Below are 17,974 nucleotides of genomic sequence, written 5' to 3'. Positions count from 1 at the left end.
GGATCATCGAGACACAATTTAGCTTAACAGGAGGTGGATCATGCAAGCGATCGGATTGATCGAGACCCGGGGACTAACCCCGGCCCTCGAAGCACTGGATGCGATGTGCAAAGCAGCAAATGTGAAGCTGGTCGACTTCAAGCGCGTCGGCTCCGGACTTATAACGGTTATCATCGAAGGCGATGTCGCCGCAGTTCAGGCGGCTGTGGAAGCCGGTATCACCGCCTGCCCCCGGGCCGGAGGACAGCTGATTTCCTCCAACGTGATTCCGCGTCCGCACCCGGATCTGGCGCGGATGCTGCTGTAGATGGATTGAACTATAGAACTACATGCACCTAAGACTGACTATAGCTAAACAGGCTGCAAAGCGGCGGTGACCGGAGCAAGGCGGTTCTAAAGGGCGGGTAGAGGGAATGCAAGAAACGGTTCTGCGGCTGTATATGAATAGCCATGGAGCTGCGCTGGCTATACACAACACGTAGCACTCTACCCGAGGACTAACGCGTTACTCTCCGGCCCGCTGCCCGGCAGCGAAGCGAGCTAGCTTAAGTACAGCTGTAAGTACTATCTCCTAGCAGCTACTGTAAGTACGTCTGTAAGTGCCACCTCCTAGCCGCTACTGTAAGTACGTCTGTAAGTGCTACCTCCTAGCCGCTACTGTAAGCACATCTGTGAGTACTACCTCCTAGCCGCTACTGTAAGTAAGTCTGTAAGTACGTCTGTAAGTACTGTGAGTACTACTGTAAGCACATCTGTAAGTACTGGCCTAAAAGTTGTACGTATTACAACTTAGATACCCCGATACTAGGGAATTTGTAAGGATTGTTGTATGAAATACAACAATTGTCCGCTTGGCAGCTTGAATGTGGGAAGATTGTTGCCTTTTATACAACAATTCCGGATTACGCTCGATTTCACGAGGAGAATGTTGTATTTCGTGCAGGATTTTCGTTAGTGTCTTAAATTCAGCCTTATACTGCCCGCTATAAATAGAACTCTCCTCATAATTAGTGGAGGTTTCTCCTTTTGGCAGCACTTCTCTGCGTGTGAACAACGCGAACCAAGTTGTCAGAAAAGTCGTCTGATGAGTTGACTTAAGTAGACTTAAGTAGACTTATACTGCATTGCATTAATAGTTAGTTTAGGAGGTGATTACCCGTGTCCGATTTCATGAAGAGTATTGTTGCCGAGATTCTGGAGCGAAATCACCCTGCTCCTGCTGCTCTCATTTCCGTCGCTTCACCTGTTACCGTTGCTCCACTTGTTACCGTTACTTCACCCGTTACCGTTCCTATTCCAGCTCCGGCGCTTGCTTCTGTCTTTGCTCCCGCTCCGGCTTCTGTTTCTTCTGCTACGGCTACTCCTGCTGCTCCTGTTGCTTCTTCTGCTCCGGCTCCGGGTGCGACTGCTGCTTCTGCTTCTTCTGCTCCGGCTTCTGCTTCCGCCGGCCCTTCCTGTTCAGCAAGCAAGCAGGCGGACTGCCCGGACACTTGCAGCAGTCCCCGGGATTGTCCGCAACCTCCGGGCGGGATCAAGCGGGTCAATTACCAGAAGCAGCAGGCCGGGAAGCGGCTCGCATTGCTTGGTCTGCCCGGTGACCCCGGCTCGACAGAGTCACCGGTATCACACGGATCACCAGAATCACTAGGATCACACCAATCACACGGACTGCCCGGCGCATCCCCTACTCCAATCCGGTTGCCGGATGCGGCTGCACAGCTCCGCACCTCACACATTCTTCAAGAGCAGCCGGCAGCATCCACAGCTACCGGACGATCCCCGGCAGCAGCTGTTCCTGGGGATCACCAGAGCTTTGCCGAGCGCTGTCTGTCCCCTCTGCTCTTGCGCACCCTTCCTACCGGGAGCGTGCATTCTTCCGGGAGCGGGCAGGCTTCTATTCCAGCCGGTGCTCAGCATTCGGGCAAGAATTCAGCCGGAGATATTCCCTGCCGGCCCGGCGGTATCCCGGGGGCTGGCGCTACCCAGATCAAGGATTCAGCTGGAATACCATACTCCCGGAATGCCGCTTCACCGGACACTCCATTCCCCCTCATCCGGGATGGAACTATTGATGCCTGGCTGTTCCCTGTAATCAGCAGCAGGCTTCGCGGCGTGCTAGGCACTGCTGGCCGCAGCTGCAGCTCAGCAGGCATACTAAGCGTCCCTGTCTGCCATCCGGGCCAGCTGTTCGCCGCAGAAGAACTGCTGGGCAGTGATCCTGCTCTGGAAGCAGATATCCAGTGGGGTGCCAGCGGCGGGAGCTTTGAGCTGCGGCTGTTCAGCAACGATTCCGCCAAGCTGGACCGCTTGCTGACGGAGCTCACCGGCATCCTGCAGCGGGATTCCGCCCGCCGGGTCCGGGTATACACGAGCCTGCAGCCCGGTCCGTTGCTGCGGCGGCATCTGGCTGCAGGCCAGCAGGAGGCCATTGCCGTAATCGATGCCGCCTCGCGCTGGAGCAGCATCGGCCTCGCGGAACAGCTGCTCGGCGGCTGCCCGGATGCAGGCCTTAGCCTCCGCGCCGAACGCAGCTACTGCATAATCAGCGGAACCTCCGCTCAGCTGGCAAACGTGCTGCCTGGGTTAACACGCTTTGCAGACCAGCAGCAACTCTGATAAAGCAAGGAATCCTGCCCTATCGCCCAAGCAGCCCTAAAGACTAAGCCCATCAATAACAAAGGAGGTGCCGGTGATGCAGGCACTTGGATTAATTGAGACTCTCGGATATACCACCGCCGTCTCCGCCGCAGATGCGGCCCTGAAAGCGGCGGATGTGCAGCTGATTGCCGTTGAGAAGGTTATCGGCGTCGGCGGTTCACTCGGTGTGACCATTCATTTAAGCGGTGATGTTGCTGCAGTCGGCGCAGCGGTAGATGCAGGCAAAGCCGAAGCCCGGCGGATAGGTACAGTCATTTCCGCCCATGTCATCGCCAAGGCCCACGAAGATGTGAACCGCAAAATACTGTCCAGATTCCTGCCGGGCCTGCCGGCAGACTCCGGAGCAGCCGCTGCCGGAACCGCAGCAGCAGCGGTTTCCGGGGCCGCCAGCGGGGCCGATGCCGCCAGCGATACCCCGGATATTTCAGAACCTTAATTTTAGTTCTGAATATCCACTACACCCCACTGTTTGCTTGCCTTTATTCAACAAGGCATTTCTGAATACAGCTTAACTAATTTAATCTTATGGAGGTTTTTATAATGGGAGAATCACTCGGATTGATCGAAACTAAAGGTCTGGTAGGCGCAATTGAAGCGGCGGATGCCATGGTGAAGGCAGCAAACGTGGAAATTTGCGGGTATGAAAAAATCGGCTTCGGTCTGGTCACGGTTATGGTACGCGGGGATGTAGGCGCGGTAAAAGCCGCTACGGATGCGGGAGCCGCCGCTGCCAAGCGGGTCGGAGAACTGGTGTCCGTTCATGTCATTCCCCGTCCGCACAGTGAAGTGGAACGCGCACTGCTGTCCAAAGGCATTGAATAAGCACTCCTATGGACAGCCGGCATAGCACAGTTGCGGAGAATGCCCTGCTGGGATTGTCTTACCGGTCCAGAACGGCAGCGCTGAATGAGGAATATCCCCGGGTGCTGGTGCTGCTGGCCGGCCATTTTATCGGTATGGAGGAAGGTTACGCTGCGCTGCGGAGCTTAAGTACGGAGAAACTCAGGCTGCGCTTATGGGCGGAAGATCAGCTGCTTGAAACCAAAAACGCCGGAGAACTTGCACGACAAACCGGAGTAGATGACCTTATCCCCCCCGGGCAGGCCCATAAACTCTCTCCTGCCGATGCTGACGCCTTGTTGATTCCTGTACTATCGCTGTCGCTCCTGTCCCGGCTCGTTCAGCTGGATACCGGGCATCCCTTCGTGAGGCTGATTGTCGAGAACCTATGTGCCGGCAAGCCGGTGGGCGCTCTTACTCTCGGAGCGGAGCCGGAACATTACCGCTGGAGCGAGCAGGGTTTATCTCAGGCCAGTCCGCTGCTGAAAGAGAAAATGCGCAGCATGGTGACCGCAATATCCGGCTACGGGATCAGGCTCCTGGCGCCCAGCGGTCTAGGAAGCTGGCTGTCTTCCAGTAATGAACCGCCGAGGAAGCAGGTGCTGACAGAGGAGGATATCACCGCAGCAGCCAAGCTGGGCAGAACCACCATCCGTCTGAAAGGTCCGGCAGTGATTACCCCCCTGGCCAGGGACACCGCCCGGCAATACGGAATTGAGATTAAACAGGCAGGATTTGAATAGAAGAGGTGACCATCACATGAAGCTGGGAATCATTACAGGACACGTTGTGGCTACGCGCAAAGACGAGCACCTCGTCGGTGCCAAGCTGCTGATCGTACAGCCCATTCTTCCCGATAACACCCCTGCGGGACAGCCGCTTATTGCGGTTGATACTGTAGGAGCAGGCATCGGAGAGACCATTATCTATGCAGTGGGCAGCGTGGCTTCACGGGCGTCGACGCATCCTAATGCTCCTATAGATGCCGCAATTGTCGGAATCGTGGATAGTGTGGATTGTCCCAGAGCAGGAGGCTTGTAGATTATGCTGACAACCGATATCAAAGATGCGATTCAGCGGCGGCGGATGATTGATGTGCTGCTCTCCGGCCAGCTCCATGCCGACCTGGTACTGAAGGGCGGCTACATTATCAACGTAATCACCCGTGAGATTTACCCCGGGGATGTAGCTATTAAAGGTGACCGGATTCTGCTTGTGGGCGAGGCTGATAAACTGATTGGCCCGTCCACAGTAGTCGAGAATATGCACGGCAAATTCATCAGTCCGGGCTTTATCGATTCACATATGCATTTTGAAAGTGCGATGCTGACAGTTACGGAGTTCTCCAAGCTGTCGATTCCAACCGGAACAACCACGCTGGTGGCTGATCCGCATGAGATTGGCAATGTGCTGGGCGTTCCCGGAATGAAGGCGATGATTGAAGAAGCGAAGACCCTGCCGAACCGCGTGCTGTTCACCGTCCCTTGCCTGACGCCTGATGTACCCGGTCTTGAGACCGCAGGCGCAGATATCAGCTCCAAAGACATGCAGGAACTGCTGAATGACGACCATGTTCAGGGAATCGGCGAGCTGCAGGGCTTCAGCAACGTCCATCCCGTATACCGAAACGCCCCTTACCTGATCGATGATCTGCTCGCTTCAGTGTCCTATGCCAAGGCTATCGGCAAAAGCATTGAGGGCAACGCCCCCGGCCTGTCCGGCCAGGAGCTGGCTGCCCACATCATCTGCGGCGGAGGCCATGTCTCCTGCCATGAGACAACAACCAAAGAAGAAATGATGGAGAAGCTGCGCTATGGGGTCAGTGTATTCATGCGCGAAGGCTCCTCGCAGCGCAATATGGCGGAGTGCATCCGGGCAATCACCGAGGAAGGTATGGATTCCCGGCGGGCCATCCTGGTCTCCGACGATATGGTGCCGGAGGATCTGCTGAAGCACGGCCATATGAATGATATCATCCGCCGGACGATCGCCGTCGGCATTGATCCGGTTGAGGCAATTCAGATGGCCACCATTAATCCGGCTACCCATTTCGGCTTCCAGGATATCGGCGTGCTGGCTCCAGGCAAGAAGGCCGATATCGCCGTCATCAGCGACCTGACGAACATGACCATTGCCGAAGTCTATATCAGCGGAGCCAAGGTTGCCAGTGATGGCGAGCTGACCCGCGAGATCCCCTCCTATATCTATCCGGACTCCGTTAAAAAGTCTGTGAAGCGCAAGCCGGTTAAGCCGGAAGATCTATACCTTTCCGCTGAAGGCGCCCAAGGAACAGTCCGGGTCCGCGCCATCGAGGTCATCCCCGACCAGAATCTGACCGGCTCCGGCATCTTCACCGCTGCCGTGAAGGATGGCGTTGTGCAGCCCTCTGTCGAAGAGGATCTGCTGCCCTTGCTCGTCGTAGAACGGCATGGCCGCAGCGGCAAGATCGGCAAAACCTTCGTCCGCGGCATGAAGCTGAAGGCCGGTGCCATCGCCGAAAGCGTGGCGCATGACACCCATAATATTATCGTCACCGGCACCAATTACGCCGATATGGTGACTGCGGTCAACCGGGTCATCGCGATGGACGGCGGCATCGCCATGATCGAAGGGGGCAAGGTGGTCGGCGATCTGCCGCTGCGCATCGGCGGATTGATGACCGATGAGCTGACCGGCAAAGAGATGAGCGCAAGAATTACCGAGCTGCACCGGCTGGCCCGCGAGGAGCTGGGCTGTACGCTGCATGTCCCGTTCATGCATCTCTCCTTCCTGTCGCTGGTCACCAGCCCGGCCTGGAAAATCACCGACATCGGCCTGATCGACGCCGATGCCTTCACCGTGCTGCCGCCGCTCGCCTGAGCCCGTATTTTAAATGAAAGGAGTACGCTACATGGGGATTCAAGTGATTGATCTCTCACAGGAAATCTATCAGGGAATGCCGGTTTTTCCGCCGCATCAGAAGACGATGATCTTCCCAAATATGAGCCATGAAGAGAGTAAGAACAAGCTCGGCTTCGAGTTTGCCACGAACAACCTGTTGATTAACGAGCATGGACCGACCCACAGCGATGCGATTTACGAATATGATCCGCACGGGCCGACGATTGATGAGATGCCGCTGGAGTATTTTTACGGACCGGCTGTCTGCCTGGACCTCTCCCATATTTCACCGGATGCCTACATTACCCGGCCTGATCTGGAACAGGCGCTGCGCAAAGACCATCTCCATCTGGATAAAGGCGATATCGTCCTGCTGTACACTGGACATTATAACCGTGCCTACGGCACTGAAGAATGGCTGACCCGCTATACTGGCCTGGATTATGAAGCGGCCGGATGGCTGGCGAAGCAGGGGATCATTAACATCGGCATTGATGCGCCTTCTATTGATAACCCGCTGGACCTGCTATTTTCCGGCCACCTGATCTGCCGTGAGTACCGGATGACCAATACCGAGAATCTGTGCAATCTGCATCTGATCGCCCAGAAGCGTTTCCTGTATTTCGGACTTCCGCTCCGGATCCGCCGAGGCACCGGCTCCCCCATCCGTGCCGTCGCAGTATTCATAGAATAAACAGATGAGGCAGGTGATTGTACCGTGACCACAGACAAGGTAATTGAAGAAATCCTGGTACCGGCCTATGAGGGAAGAAGCGCGCGGGTCCGCCGAGGACAGACGCTCTACATCATCGATACCGAGGGCAAGCAGGTGGGTGATTTCGTCTGCTTCAATGCCGAAGACCCTGACGAGCATGTCTCCCCCGTACATATGAGGTCCTCGCTCAGCAGTATCCGGCTCAAGCCCGGCGACGGCCTCTACAGCAACCGCCGCAGACCGCTTATGCAGCTGACGAAGGATACGGTGGAGAAACATGATTTCTTTTTTCCGGCATGCGACTATTACCGCTATAAGATCGACTTCGGGCTGGAGGAGCATCCGAACTGCCATGACAATCTGCAGAAGGCGCTGCACAAATATCAGCTGGGTCACAAAGAGCTGCCTGATCCCATCAACTGGTTCATGAACAATGCGCTGGACGGGAATCTCGACTACGTCATTGAAGAGCCGCTCTCCCGGCCCGGCGATTATGTCGCGCTCCTGGCACTGACCGATGTGATCGTCGCCCTCTCCTCCTGCTCGCAGGATCTGGCCCCGGTCAACGGCTTCAAGGTAACCCCGCTGATGATGCAGATTACTGAACCAGCTCCGGCTGTACCCCCGCTTTACCGGGATATACCGTATCGTTAAAACTGCACTATGGTAGCTTTTGTACACAAATCTTGCATTTGTTCACTGCCCGATTCTCCATCCTGTTCACTGTTGTAACCTTGCTCTACTGTCCCGTTCATGGTATGCAGCTTATAATTGTACTATGAACAATATAGATCAGGCCGGTATCGCCAGAGTACACAGTGAATCAGGGGGCTGTTTATGGGACTGCACAAACTCGGCAATCGAAGAGCATTGTACAGCAGGTTATTAGTCAGTATTACGCTTTGCGTCTCCTTAACTTTTCTTGTCTCCACCATCATCTATTACAATTACTATATCGGTGTGGAAAAAAAGCAGGCTTTCCAGTCCGACCTCGGTAACCTCACGCAGACCAGCAGGGAAGTCGTTAACATGACCGATGCTGCGCAATCGCTTTCTTTTCAAATTTACCGCAACAGTACGATCTCCAAAATTGTTTTCTACGACAAGCCCGATATCTATGATGTCACGGCAGCCATGTCCGAGCTGGGCAATTACTTGAGCTCCATGCCTTATATTGAGTCCATCTATGTCTATAATCCCAAAAGCGGACAGCTGTACATCGCCTCTTCCCACGGACAGAACGGTGTATTTACTGAGCAAGAGCTGGTGGACACCCCCATTCTGGATATCCTCGGCCATTATCAGGACTATAAGGCTTTCACACCGATTCCCAGAGTCTATTCCAATGGTGCACGGGAGAATGACCAGGTTCGTGCTTATACTTTTTTGTGTCTGGATGCCATCGGCTGGGACCGGGCCATCAACTCTGCGGTAATCGTCAACATCTCTGCCCCCTGGATCAATAAGGAAATCACCAGTCCTATTAATTCTGCCAGCGCCACTTACATTCTGGACGATCAGGGGGCTTTTCTGTCCGGCAACAGCCTGAAGCAGCAGGAGCTCTCCCCGGAGGAAGCCGGATGGATTGAACAGCGTATCAAAGGCCAGGAGGCAGGTTATTTCATCGGGCCCTTCGGAGGCGTGAACTCGCTGATTTCTTATACTGCACCGGATGACTTAAGCTGGCAGTATGTGCGGATTACCCCCTACGACAACATTACTGAGCATACGAATACTATCCGCAACACCACCCTGCTCATTGCAGCCCTTGTTCTGGTGGCCGGCATCGGCCTCTCCTGGATCATGTCCAGAAGCCTGTATCTGCCGATTGACCGGATTGTCAGCGAGATGAATATTCTCGAGACGGAGAAACGCGACAGCATGTTCATGATCCGGCAAAATACACTGCGCGATCTCATTCTCGGCCTCAAGCCGTTGCAGTCTATTCAGCAGGTAGAGAAGCTGCGCCAGCTCGGGATTCACTTCACCTTCAATGATGATTTCCGCCTGATCCTGCTGAGGATTGATCACTACAAAGAGTTCAGGGAAGCCCGCTCTTCCTACCTGCTGGCCTCCAAGTTTGCCATTATGAACATCGCTTCGGAAATTTGCGGCCAGACCTACCGGGTCGAGACTGTGGATATGAACGATGACGGCATCCTTGTGCTGCTGAACATTATCGATCCCGTGGAATATACGGATACCGGGCTGATTGAGGCGCTGCTCCGGCAGATCCAGCAGGCCTGCTCCGACTATCTGAAGCTAAGCCTTACCCTCACCTACAGTCATATTGACCATAACGCGGGCCAGCTGCACCAGCTCTACAGGCAGGTCCGGGAAGCGTCGAATCACCGACTGTTCTACGGACATGGCTGTATCATTAACGCCCAGGACATATGTGCTCTTGAGTCCAGTACGTATCATTATCCTACCGACAAGGAGAAGAAGCTCACCGATGCGCTCCTGAGCGGTAAACTGGAGGACGCTGCCGGGCAGTTCAGCAGCATTATCCGGGAGACCGAAGCCTTTCCCTTTCAGACGGTGCAGTTAACGGTATCCAGACTCAGCGTGACAGTCAGGGAGATCGTGAATACCGTTCAGAAACGTAACCGTTTACAAAATGACGCAATCAGCGGGCTACCTTGCCTGGATTCCATTGAGACCATTGACGAGCTGGAGGAGGCCTTCTCCGCTCTCTTCACTGCATTGCGCGAACAGCTGGACGAGAAGAAGAACTCCAAGCAGCATGATCTGATCTGCCTCATCAATAGCAAGATCAACGAGAATTACATGAAGCCGAACCTAAGCCTCAACCAGATTGCTGATGAGCTGGATATGTCACCGATCTATATCAGCCGCCTTTACAAGCAGCAGACCATGAATAGTATCGTCGATGTCATTCTGGAGGTACGGATGCGCGAGGTATGCGCCCTGCTGGAGAACACCGACCTGCCGGTAACGAGCATTGCCGAGCGCTGCGGCTTCACCAGCAGCTCTTATCTGCACCGGATGTTCAAGCGCAGCTTCGGAACGACGCCTACGGATTACCGGCGTTCGAAGAATGCTTAATAGTTGACACATTAATGTTCTGGGAGTGCCGGCTATGCTGGCATTTCCGGCTGTTCTGCTGTAGCTGGTTCCAATTCCGGTTCCAGTTCCAGCTAAAGTCCCAGTTCCAATCCAATTCCAGCTCTAGTTCCTGTTCCACCTCAAGTCTCAGTTCCAGCTCAAGTGCCAGTTCCATTTTCCGGTCCCAGCTCGCTCCAGCTCCAGCTCAAGTCCCAATCCAACTCCAGCTCCAGCTCCTATTCCTGTTCCCGTTAGGTTCCCATTGAAATTGGTTGTGACAAGCTAAATGTTGTACGTATTACAACTCTAAGCCAACAATACAGGGCATTTATAAGGATTGTTGTAGGAAATACAACAATCCTCGCGATTAGCCGCTAGAATGAGGCAAAATGTTGCATTTCATACAACAATCCCCGCTTAGCTAGCGCATATTGAGCGGAAATGTTGTATTTTGTGCAAGATTAGTCCCCAGTACACAGAGAACTCCCCCGCTTTGGTGGAACACCAAGCCTATCTCTAATTCTACGGAGATATTCCTCCCGCTTTGGTGGTTGCTCCCTCGCTTTGGTGGAACACCAAGCCAGTCTCTAACTCTACGGAGGTGCTCCCTCCATTTTTCTAAATATTCCCACGATTTAGTGAATGCTCCCTCGCTTTGGTGGAACACCAAGCCCGCCTCTAACTACTCGGAGGTGCTCCCTCCATTTTGCTTGATATTCCCCTGCTTTGGTGGATGCCCCTCGCTTTGGTGGAACACCAAGCCCGCCTCTAACTACTCGGAGATACCCCCTCCGCTTTGCTGGATGTTCTCACGCTTTGCTTGGTTTTCCCTCGCTTTGGTGGAACACCAAGCCGTCACTAACTCTACGGAGATATTCCCTCCGCTTTGGCCCGTCTCCAAGTACACGGAGACGGCCTTTTCTGCTCTCCTCCCCTGCCACGGAAGCGGATGTCTGACGTGGCTTTTGCTCTTCGAGTGCTGTATGCAGGTCTGGCTACCGCTTAAACAGCGGAGAAGACGGAATGAATGTGGAGAAGCGGCAGCGGTCGCCTTTGTATACGGATTTTCACCGCTAAGGTAAAAATAAATAAAATCCGGATACAACAGCGATCGGAACATCATTCCGTTTTCGGAGCGTCCACCCAATGCGCCTCCGTTGCACCTGCACCAGCACCAGCACCCGCACTTGCACCTCGCACTCGCACCCGTCCCTGCAACTCGCACCTGCACCCGCCCTGCACCTCGCACTCGCACCCGCTCTGCACCTCGCACTTGTACCCGCCCCTGCACCCGCACCAACCATCTGCCCATAAAAAAGCCCCAAAAGCCATGCGGCTTCCGGGGCCCCTCTCTACTTAATACCTTTCTCCGCAGTATAAGCGTTCCACTGCTTCGTCCACTCCGCCTGGATCTTCTCGAGTCCGGCCTGCTTGGCCTTCTGCATGAAGGTCTCCAGCCCCTTGTCGATATCCTCCACCAATCCCGCTTCGAGCGGGAACAAATATTGCTTCTCGACCTGCTCCAGCGCCGCTTTCTCTGCCTGATAGGAAGAATAGTCCTCTGCAAAGCCGAGGAACAGATCCGGCTTCTGAATCTTGTCGAGCTCATCAAAGATTGCCTTCACCCCGTCAAAACCCTTGTCGAACAGCATATACTCCGGATTTCTCCACGCCCAGCCGTTCATGCCCTCCCGGGTGAAGCCGTTGGTCTGGCTGGTGCCAAGCAGCTTGTAGTACCCGTCTTCTACGGTATAGTTCTTGCCCTCAATACCATATTCGGTCAGCTGGTTGTAGCGTTTGTCCAGAACCAGCTTTTCATAGAAAGCGAGTGCCCGATCCGGATTCTTGCTGCTCTTCGGAATCGCAAAACCGTTGTGAACCGGATGTACCGGAGTCGCATACCCCGTTGTCTTGCCGAACGGATAATACCCTAGCTCCCATTCGGGATGTGTGGTGCTGATCTTCATGACCATATCATTAAAGCGCGTCGGATTATCCCCGAACATGCTCGCCGCCTTGCCGGAAGTAATCGGGTCCTGCATCGTATCCTTGATATTCAGCACATTCTTGGGAATGAAGCCTTTTTCCTGCCAGCGTTTCATGACCTTCAGCTCTTCTTTTTGCTCATCGGAGCCCCAGTACGAGTACACTTCAGTAGGGGATTCATATTTCACACCCATCCCATATGGCAGCGCGCCGACCATCTTATTCAGCTCGGTATAAATGTAATGGAGATTATTGCCGATGTCGCTGTTCAGAGAGGCCGGCATCATATCCGGTTCGTTCTGGCGGATTCCGTCCATGTAAGCCTCATAGCTGGCCAGATCCGTAGGCTGGGGAAGATTGTATTTCTTGCGCAGGTCCTCCCTCCAGACGAAACCGTTGGTCACGTATTCTTTGTACGTCGCAGGCACTGTATAGATTTTGCCGTCTACCTTAACATCCTCCCACATCGACTCAGGGACGAATTTCTGCAGCTCTGGCGCGGCCTTAGGCAGCAGATCATCGAGGGCCAGGAATGCGCCGCGTTTCGCATAGGAAGCATACTGGGTCCAGTCAGCAGTGAAGATCAGGTCAATCGCCTGGCCCGAGGAGAGCAGCAGCTTGTATTTCTGATCCCAGTCCGTCCAGCTCGTATAGTTGAATTTAACCGTTGTGTTAAGCTCCGCCGCCGCCATCTTGTTGACTTCGGCTTCAATCGCCGGCAGATCCTTCGGCGCATCGCCGAGCATGTAGAACTGCAGCTCCACTTTCTTGGAGGTGTCAATTCCGGGTTCTGCCGTAGCAGTGGTACTGCCCTCCGTTGCCGCTGCCGTGTTGTTTTTACCGCTATCCGTGCTGCCCGCTGCCTCTTTATTGTTGCCGTTACTGCCGCTGCATCCCGCAGCGAGCAGCGAGACTGCCAGCATGGCTGTCAGGACAGCCAGCGATTTTTTCCGTGCATTCTTGCTCATCATGAACCCTCCCAAAAGTGTTGTTTGGTAATACTGCTTCCTGGTTCAGCTCCTCACAATATCTATGTTAGCCGAATAGCAGCCGCCAAAGACAGCGCGGATCTGCTACAAGGTTCTAACCTTTTACCGCGCCGATCGTCAGGCCTTTAACGAAATAACGCTGAATGAACGGGTACAGAAACAGAATAGGTCCAGTGACAACGATGGCCATCGCCATTTTAGTTGACTCTGTAGGCAGATCTGCCCCGAGACTTACCCCCGTTCCCGCCCCCATGTTCGCAATGAAGGAAGCCGAGTTGATCACATTGTACAGATGGAACTGCAGCTGATACTTGTGTGTGTCATTGATGAACAGGGAAGACGAGAACCAGTCGTTCCAGTACGTCAGCGCGAGAAACAGTCCAACCGTGGCAATGCCGGGCATCGACAGCTGCAGCACAATCCGCCAGTATATTTTGAAATCACCCGCCCCGTCAATCTTGGCAGATTCGAACAGCTCCTCAGGAACAGCAGAACGGATGAAGTTCTTCATCAGAATAATCAGAAACGGCGTCATCAGCCCCGGCAGAATCAAGGCTCCGTACGAGTCGGTCAGATGCAGATATTTGGTCATCATAATGTACCAGGGCACGAGGCCCCCGCCGAACAGCGTGGTGAAATAGATATAGAACGAGAACGTATTGCGGTATTTGAAATCCCTGCGGGCCAGCACATAACCAGCCATAGTCATGAAGAACAGCCCCAGCGTCGTCCCCGTAAGTGTAGTGAACAGAGTAACGCCATATGCGCGCAATACCTCATCCGGAAAAGTGAACACCGTCTTGTATCCTTCCAGTGAGAATTCCGCAGGAATCAGATGGTAACCGTCCCTGATAATCGATTCATTGGAGGACAGCGAGGCCGATATAATCAGCAGAAACGGGATCAGACACGCCAGCGAGCCGATGATAATAACCGTGTACGCCAGCCCCTGCAGCAGTCTGGTATAGTGATCGTCTTTAATATGCATGCTCTTTCTCTCCTCCTAAAACAACGCGTAATCATCATTGATTTTGCGGATAATGTAGTTCACCGTCATGATCAGGATGAAGCCGAACAGGGATTGATACAGACCCGCCGCCGTCGCCATGCCGATATCAAAGGTCACCTTCAGGGAGCGGAAGACGTACGTATCCAGAATATCTGTTGTGTTATACAGCACCCCGTTGTTGCCGATCAGCTGGTAAAAGAGGTCAAACTGCCCCTTCATAATGCTTCCGAGTGAGAATAGCAGCAGCACTACGAAGGTAGACTTCAGCATCGGCACCGTAATATACCAGATCCGCTGAAAAATATGTGCTCCGTCAATTTTGGCCGCTTCATAGTACTCATCGCTGATCCCTGTGATGGCCGCCAGGTAGATGACCATGCTGTAGCCGAGATTTTTCCACAGATAGAACAGGATGATCAGGAAGATCCAGACCAGCGGCTTATTATAGACATCCACAGGTCCCGCTCCGAACCGGGCCAGCAAGGTGTTCAAGAAACCGCTATCATAATTGAACACGTTGTAGACGATAACGCTCAGAATAACGAAAGAAACAAAATACGGCAGGAACATAATCGACTGGGTCAGCTTCTTGAACCATTTGTGGCGCAGCTCGCTAAGCAGAATCGCACAGACAATCGCCAGTACGTTGCCGAGCAGGATGAAGGCCAGATTGTAGCCGATGGTATTGAGCGTCAGCTTGATCAGCGTACCCGATTTCCAAAGAAACTCGAAGTTCTTCAGACCCACGAAGGGAGCATCGAACAATCCGGAATTGAAATCAAATTGAGTGAACGCATAATACACGCCGACCATCGGGAAATACGAATTGACCAGGAAGAACAGCAGCGCCGGCAGCAGCATCAGAAAAAGAATCCGGTTATGAATCAGCTCATGCAGAAATCCCTTCTTCCTTCTCTTCCGCGTGCCGGACTCTATCTGCGGGGACAGCCCGCCTGTTCCCTTCAGTGGAAGCTGGATAGCGAGTGGCATACCCGACTTGCGCTTACGGTGTCTCAAAGCCTTCACTCTCCTATACCTATATAAGTTGGCGGCACTGGCTCCGAAGCCTCCGCCCCTCGCGGCCCTTATGGCTTCGTCCAATGGATGCCCTGAGTATAGAAGATACCTCCTGCAGCTGAACAGTGAACCTTACAGCTATTCCTGTATTTTATTGCCAACCCCAGGGTGTACATTTCATACTTTTGTGCAGTAACCACGCTTGAACGCAAATAAGCCCCCGGATTACTCTCCTTCAGGAGAAGAATCCGGGGGAATGTTGTGCGTACTCCCGCGCTTATATCATCATATATACTTCTAAAGCTCTACCGAACATGCCACGCCCGGCTTCTCCCTCACTCCCTGCCGGCGCCCGGCAAACTGCGATTCGGCCTGATTCAGCACCTTCCGTTTCCGCCAGCGCAGCAGCACCAGTCCTCCTCTTGCCGCTTCATCGGCAATCATGCAGCAGTAGATACCCAGCAGCCCCCAGCCGGACGAAATTCCGAGCCAGTAGGAGCCGCCTACGCCAATCAGCGTCATGGAGATCATCGAGACCACCATGGTATAGCGGGTATCACCAATCGCATTAAGCGAGTTGCCCATAGCCATATTTAGCATTTTGCACGGCTGCAGCAGCAGATTAAGCGCCAGCAGGGATACGCCGATAGCGACAATCTCCGGATCGGCAGTGAAGAATCCGAGCAGCGACCGGCCGAACAAATACAATAACAGCACATTGGCGCTGACGATAGCCAGCCCGATGTACAGCGTCCGGTATGCTGCACTATAGGCCTCCTGCATCTGCTTGGCACCGAAGAGATAGGCGATCTGAATCTGACCGGCCATGGCGATGGCATAACCCAGCGTGAAGCAGAAGGACTCCAGCGTGTTCAGATAGGTACGTGCAGCCAGTTCCTTGGCACCCAGCATGGCAAGGAAAGAATAGATTACCAGCTGTGACAGCACCCAGGAGGAGGAGTTCAGTCCCAGCGGCCAGCTGATCCTGACGATCTCCGCGAATAATTTGCGGTGGAAGGTCCGGAAATCCGGCAGCCTGATTCTGCGCTCAAAAGCGCTGCTGAACATATACAGCAGTACAGCCACACCGATCAGCCTGCTAATCATCGTGGAGACCGCAATGCCGCTTAGTCCCATCTCCGGCAGGCCGAACATGCCGAAGATCAGAATATAATTGAGCAGGATATGAATAACATTCACAGCCACTCCCGTATACATCGGCCCGCGCGTATTGCCTGTATTGCGGATTGCAGAGCCTAGAGAGGCAGTCATTCCAACCATGAACAATCCGCCGCCTACATAAGTAAGATAGACATGAGATAGCGGAATCAGCTCTCCTGAAATATGAAGCATCCGGGCAACCGGATCGGCATACAGAAACAAGCTAACACTGAAGGCAACCCCCAGGATAGTGCTTACAGTAACTCCCATAATCGCAATCGTACGCGCCTCTTCATTGCGGCCGGAGCCGAGCCGCTGCGCAATCAGTATACCTGCACCTCCGGCGAACGTGGTAAACAGTGTAATCAAAGCGCCAAATAACTGATTCGAAATGCCTACAACGGCAACGGCATCATCAGAGATCCGGCTGACCATGATCGTGTCCACTGTCCCGAGCAGCGTTTGCAGAAATATTTCAATAAATATAGGCCAGGCCAGCATCCACAGTCCGCTCTTCCCACCCATGGGTTTCATGGAATAAACCCTCCTCTGCCGATATGCGGCTGCTATAACCTGTGTAATCAAGCCTTGCAATTCAAGCTTGCTCGAAATAAATTATAGATGATATACTCTGGAAAATGTACCATATCTCAAACCTAAACTTTCAATATTCAAACCATCCTGCAGGAGGCTACCCTAATGAATCCGCTCCTATTCCGCATTCCTCCCCTGCCGCATTATATTGCAAGCGGCTTCAATCACTACCCGCCCGGCTATCAGCATCCGAACCGCCAACACATCAAAGTATTCGATCTGCTCGTCGTCCGGAAAGGCTGCCTATACATCGGTGAAGAGGAGCGGCGGTTTACGGTGAAGGCAGGAGATGCCTTAATTCTGCGTCCGGACTGCCACCACTTCGGAACGGAGGGCTGCCGGGAGGAGACTGCCTATTATTGGCTTCATTTTCAAACCTTCCATGACTGGCCCGCGCAGCCCGGTTCCGCGCTTGATTCCGGCAGCCCGAATGAGCCGGTGGGCGGCCTGCCCGCTTCGTTCTTCAATATCAGCTCGTTTAACCTCGCGTTGTCGCAATTCGTCACTCTGCTGCAGCCGGCCAAGATCGAAGAGCTGCTAGCCCAGCTGGGGCAGCTGCAAGCCACTGCCCACCTGGAATCGGTCCGCTTCCGGCAGCAGACTCTCTTCCAGGATATTCTGCAGCTGCTTGCTGCCTCCGTGAAGCCGGAGCAGCACAGCTCCCAGTCCACTGTATGCGCCGAGCAGACCGCCTCCTTCCTCCGCGCCCATTACCGCGAAGAGATCACTACGGCGATGCTCGGAGACAGCCTTAACTTTCATCCGGTCTATATTGCCCGCTGCATGAACAAGGCGTATGGCTGTGCACCGATGGAATATCTGCTCCGTTACCGGATCGAGCAGAGCAAGCTGCTGCTGATGCAGACCAGCTTCCCTATCGCCCGGATTGCCGAAGAGGTCGGCTTCAACCAGGCGCCTTACTTCAGCTCCACCTTCATGAAGCTGGAGGGGCTGTCACCGCGGGAGTACCGCCAGCGCTTCTCATGAGAACAGGCCATCAGCGGTTTCCTCCGCTGATGGCCTGTTTCACTATTGTTTATATTTCGGGGTCTCCGC

General features: G+C 53.9%; 15 protein-coding genes. 11 read left to right on the top strand and 4 right to left on the bottom strand.

What is annotated here, in order from left to right; genetic code table 11:
* The first annotated feature begins 40 nt into the window (after positions 1-40).
* The 10 genes from MHI42_RS25310 (at position 41) to MHI42_RS25265 (ending at position 10,162) form a co-directional block, all read left to right on the top strand.
* On the top strand, positions 41-307 hold the full coding sequence (locus MHI42_RS25310) for a BMC domain-containing protein (RefSeq protein WP_342420995.1): 267 nt from the start codon (positions 41-43) through the stop codon (positions 305-307).
* Between the two features lie 851 nt (positions 308-1,158).
* Positions 1,159-2,616 (top strand): hypothetical protein, encoded by a 1,458-nt coding sequence (locus tag MHI42_RS25305; protein ID WP_342420994.1) that lies wholly within the window; start codon positions 1,159-1,161, stop codon positions 2,614-2,616.
* Between the two features lie 76 nt (positions 2,617-2,692).
* On the top strand, positions 2,693-3,094 hold the full coding sequence (locus MHI42_RS25300) for a BMC domain-containing protein (protein ID WP_342420993.1): 402 nt from the start codon (positions 2,693-2,695) through the stop codon (positions 3,092-3,094).
* Positions 3,095-3,198: 104 nt separating this feature from the next.
* Complete coding sequence (locus MHI42_RS25295) at positions 3,199-3,480, top strand: BMC domain-containing protein (protein ID WP_019908484.1); 282 nt, start codon at positions 3,199-3,201, stop codon at positions 3,478-3,480.
* Positions 3,481-3,488: 8 nt separating this feature from the next.
* Complete coding sequence (locus MHI42_RS25290; RefSeq protein WP_342420992.1) at positions 3,489-4,241, top strand: hypothetical protein; 753 nt, start codon at positions 3,489-3,491, stop codon at positions 4,239-4,241.
* Between the two features lie 16 nt (positions 4,242-4,257).
* A complete protein-coding gene (locus tag MHI42_RS25285) occupies positions 4,258-4,539 on the top strand; it encodes a EutN/CcmL family microcompartment protein (protein ID WP_340985320.1) in 282 nt (93 codons plus the stop codon).
* A 3-nt stretch (positions 4,540-4,542) separates the two neighbouring features.
* On the top strand, positions 4,543-6,357 hold the full coding sequence (gene ade, locus MHI42_RS25280) for an adenine deaminase (protein WP_342420991.1): 1,815 nt from the start codon (positions 4,543-4,545) through the stop codon (positions 6,355-6,357).
* Positions 6,358-6,388: 31 nt separating this feature from the next.
* Positions 6,389-7,072, top strand: coding sequence for a cyclase family protein (locus tag MHI42_RS25275; RefSeq protein WP_342420990.1), 684 nt, complete (start codon positions 6,389-6,391; stop codon positions 7,070-7,072).
* A 24-nt stretch (positions 7,073-7,096) separates the two neighbouring features.
* Positions 7,097-7,747: an urea carboxylase-associated family protein gene (locus tag MHI42_RS25270; protein ID WP_342420989.1), complete on the top strand. Its 651-nt coding sequence runs from the start codon at positions 7,097-7,099 to the stop codon at positions 7,745-7,747.
* A gap of 183 nt (positions 7,748-7,930) precedes the next feature.
* A complete protein-coding gene (locus tag MHI42_RS25265; RefSeq protein ID WP_342420988.1) occupies positions 7,931-10,162 on the top strand; it encodes an AraC family transcriptional regulator in 2,232 nt (743 codons plus the stop codon).
* Positions 10,163-11,514: 1,352 nt separating this feature from the next.
* Here the strand turns inward: MHI42_RS25265 and MHI42_RS25260 are convergent.
* From MHI42_RS25260 to MHI42_RS25245, 4 genes are all read right to left on the bottom strand, one after another.
* Positions 11,515-13,116 (bottom strand): extracellular solute-binding protein, encoded by a 1,602-nt coding sequence (locus MHI42_RS25260; protein ID WP_342424800.1) that lies wholly within the window; start codon positions 13,114-13,116, stop codon positions 11,515-11,517.
* Positions 13,117-13,231: 115 nt separating this feature from the next.
* Positions 13,232-14,125, bottom strand: coding sequence for a carbohydrate ABC transporter permease (locus MHI42_RS25255; protein WP_039309445.1), 894 nt, complete (start codon positions 14,123-14,125; stop codon positions 13,232-13,234).
* Between the two features lie 15 nt (positions 14,126-14,140).
* Entirely contained in the window at positions 14,141-15,136 is a 996-nt protein-coding gene (locus MHI42_RS25250; protein ID WP_171721128.1) for an ABC transporter permease subunit, read from the bottom strand.
* Positions 15,137-15,460: 324 nt separating this feature from the next.
* A complete protein-coding gene (locus MHI42_RS25245) occupies positions 15,461-16,858 on the bottom strand; it encodes an MATE family efflux transporter (protein WP_342420987.1) in 1,398 nt (465 codons plus the stop codon).
* 165 nt (positions 16,859-17,023) lie between these two features.
* Here MHI42_RS25245 and MHI42_RS25240 point away from each other — a divergent pair, with 165 nt between their 5' ends.
* Complete coding sequence (locus tag MHI42_RS25240) at positions 17,024-17,905, top strand: helix-turn-helix domain-containing protein (RefSeq protein ID WP_342420986.1); 882 nt, start codon at positions 17,024-17,026, stop codon at positions 17,903-17,905.
* Positions 17,906-17,974: the final 69 nt, after the last annotated feature.

Source organism: Paenibacillus sp. FSL E2-0178 (genome assembly GCF_038593005.1).
GTDB classification, from domain to species: domain Bacteria; phylum Bacillota; class Bacilli; order Paenibacillales; family Paenibacillaceae; genus Paenibacillus_AQ; species Paenibacillus_AQ phytohabitans.
This window is presented reverse-complemented; position numbering and strand designations above follow the sequence as displayed.

Bases quoted from the DNA above. Each gene is read 5' to 3' on its own strand.
- MHI42_RS25310 (WP_342420995.1), top strand. From the start codon at position 41: ATGCAAGCGATCGGATTGATCGAGACCCGGGGACTAACCCCGGCCCTC.
- MHI42_RS25300 (WP_342420993.1), top strand. From the start codon at position 2,693: ATGCAGGCACTTGGATTAATTGAGACTCTCGGATATACCACCGCCGTC.
- MHI42_RS25295 (WP_019908484.1), top strand. From the start codon at position 3,199: ATGGGAGAATCACTCGGATTGATCGAAACTAAAGGTCTGGTAGGCGCA.
- MHI42_RS25290 (WP_342420992.1), top strand. From the start codon at position 3,489: ATGGACAGCCGGCATAGCACAGTTGCGGAGAATGCCCTGCTGGGATTG.
- MHI42_RS25285 (WP_340985320.1), top strand. From the start codon at position 4,258: ATGAAGCTGGGAATCATTACAGGACACGTTGTGGCTACGCGCAAAGAC.
- ade (WP_342420991.1), top strand. From the start codon at position 4,543: ATGCTGACAACCGATATCAAAGATGCGATTCAGCGGCGGCGGATGATT.
- MHI42_RS25275 (WP_342420990.1), top strand. From the start codon at position 6,389: ATGGGGATTCAAGTGATTGATCTCTCACAGGAAATCTATCAGGGAATG.
- MHI42_RS25265 (WP_342420988.1), top strand. From the start codon at position 7,931: ATGGGACTGCACAAACTCGGCAATCGAAGAGCATTGTACAGCAGGTTA.
- MHI42_RS25260 (WP_342424800.1), bottom strand. From the start codon at position 13,116: ATGAGCAAGAATGCACGGAAAAAATCGCTGGCTGTCCTGACAGCCATG.
- MHI42_RS25255 (WP_039309445.1), bottom strand. From the start codon at position 14,125: ATGCATATTAAAGACGATCACTATACCAGACTGCTGCAGGGGCTGGCG.
- MHI42_RS25250 (WP_171721128.1), bottom strand. From the start codon at position 15,136: ATGCCACTCGCTATCCAGCTTCCACTGAAGGGAACAGGCGGGCTGTCC.
- MHI42_RS25245 (WP_342420987.1), bottom strand. From the start codon at position 16,858: ATGAAACCCATGGGTGGGAAGAGCGGACTGTGGATGCTGGCCTGGCCT.
- MHI42_RS25240 (WP_342420986.1), top strand. From the start codon at position 17,024: ATGAATCCGCTCCTATTCCGCATTCCTCCCCTGCCGCATTATATTGCA.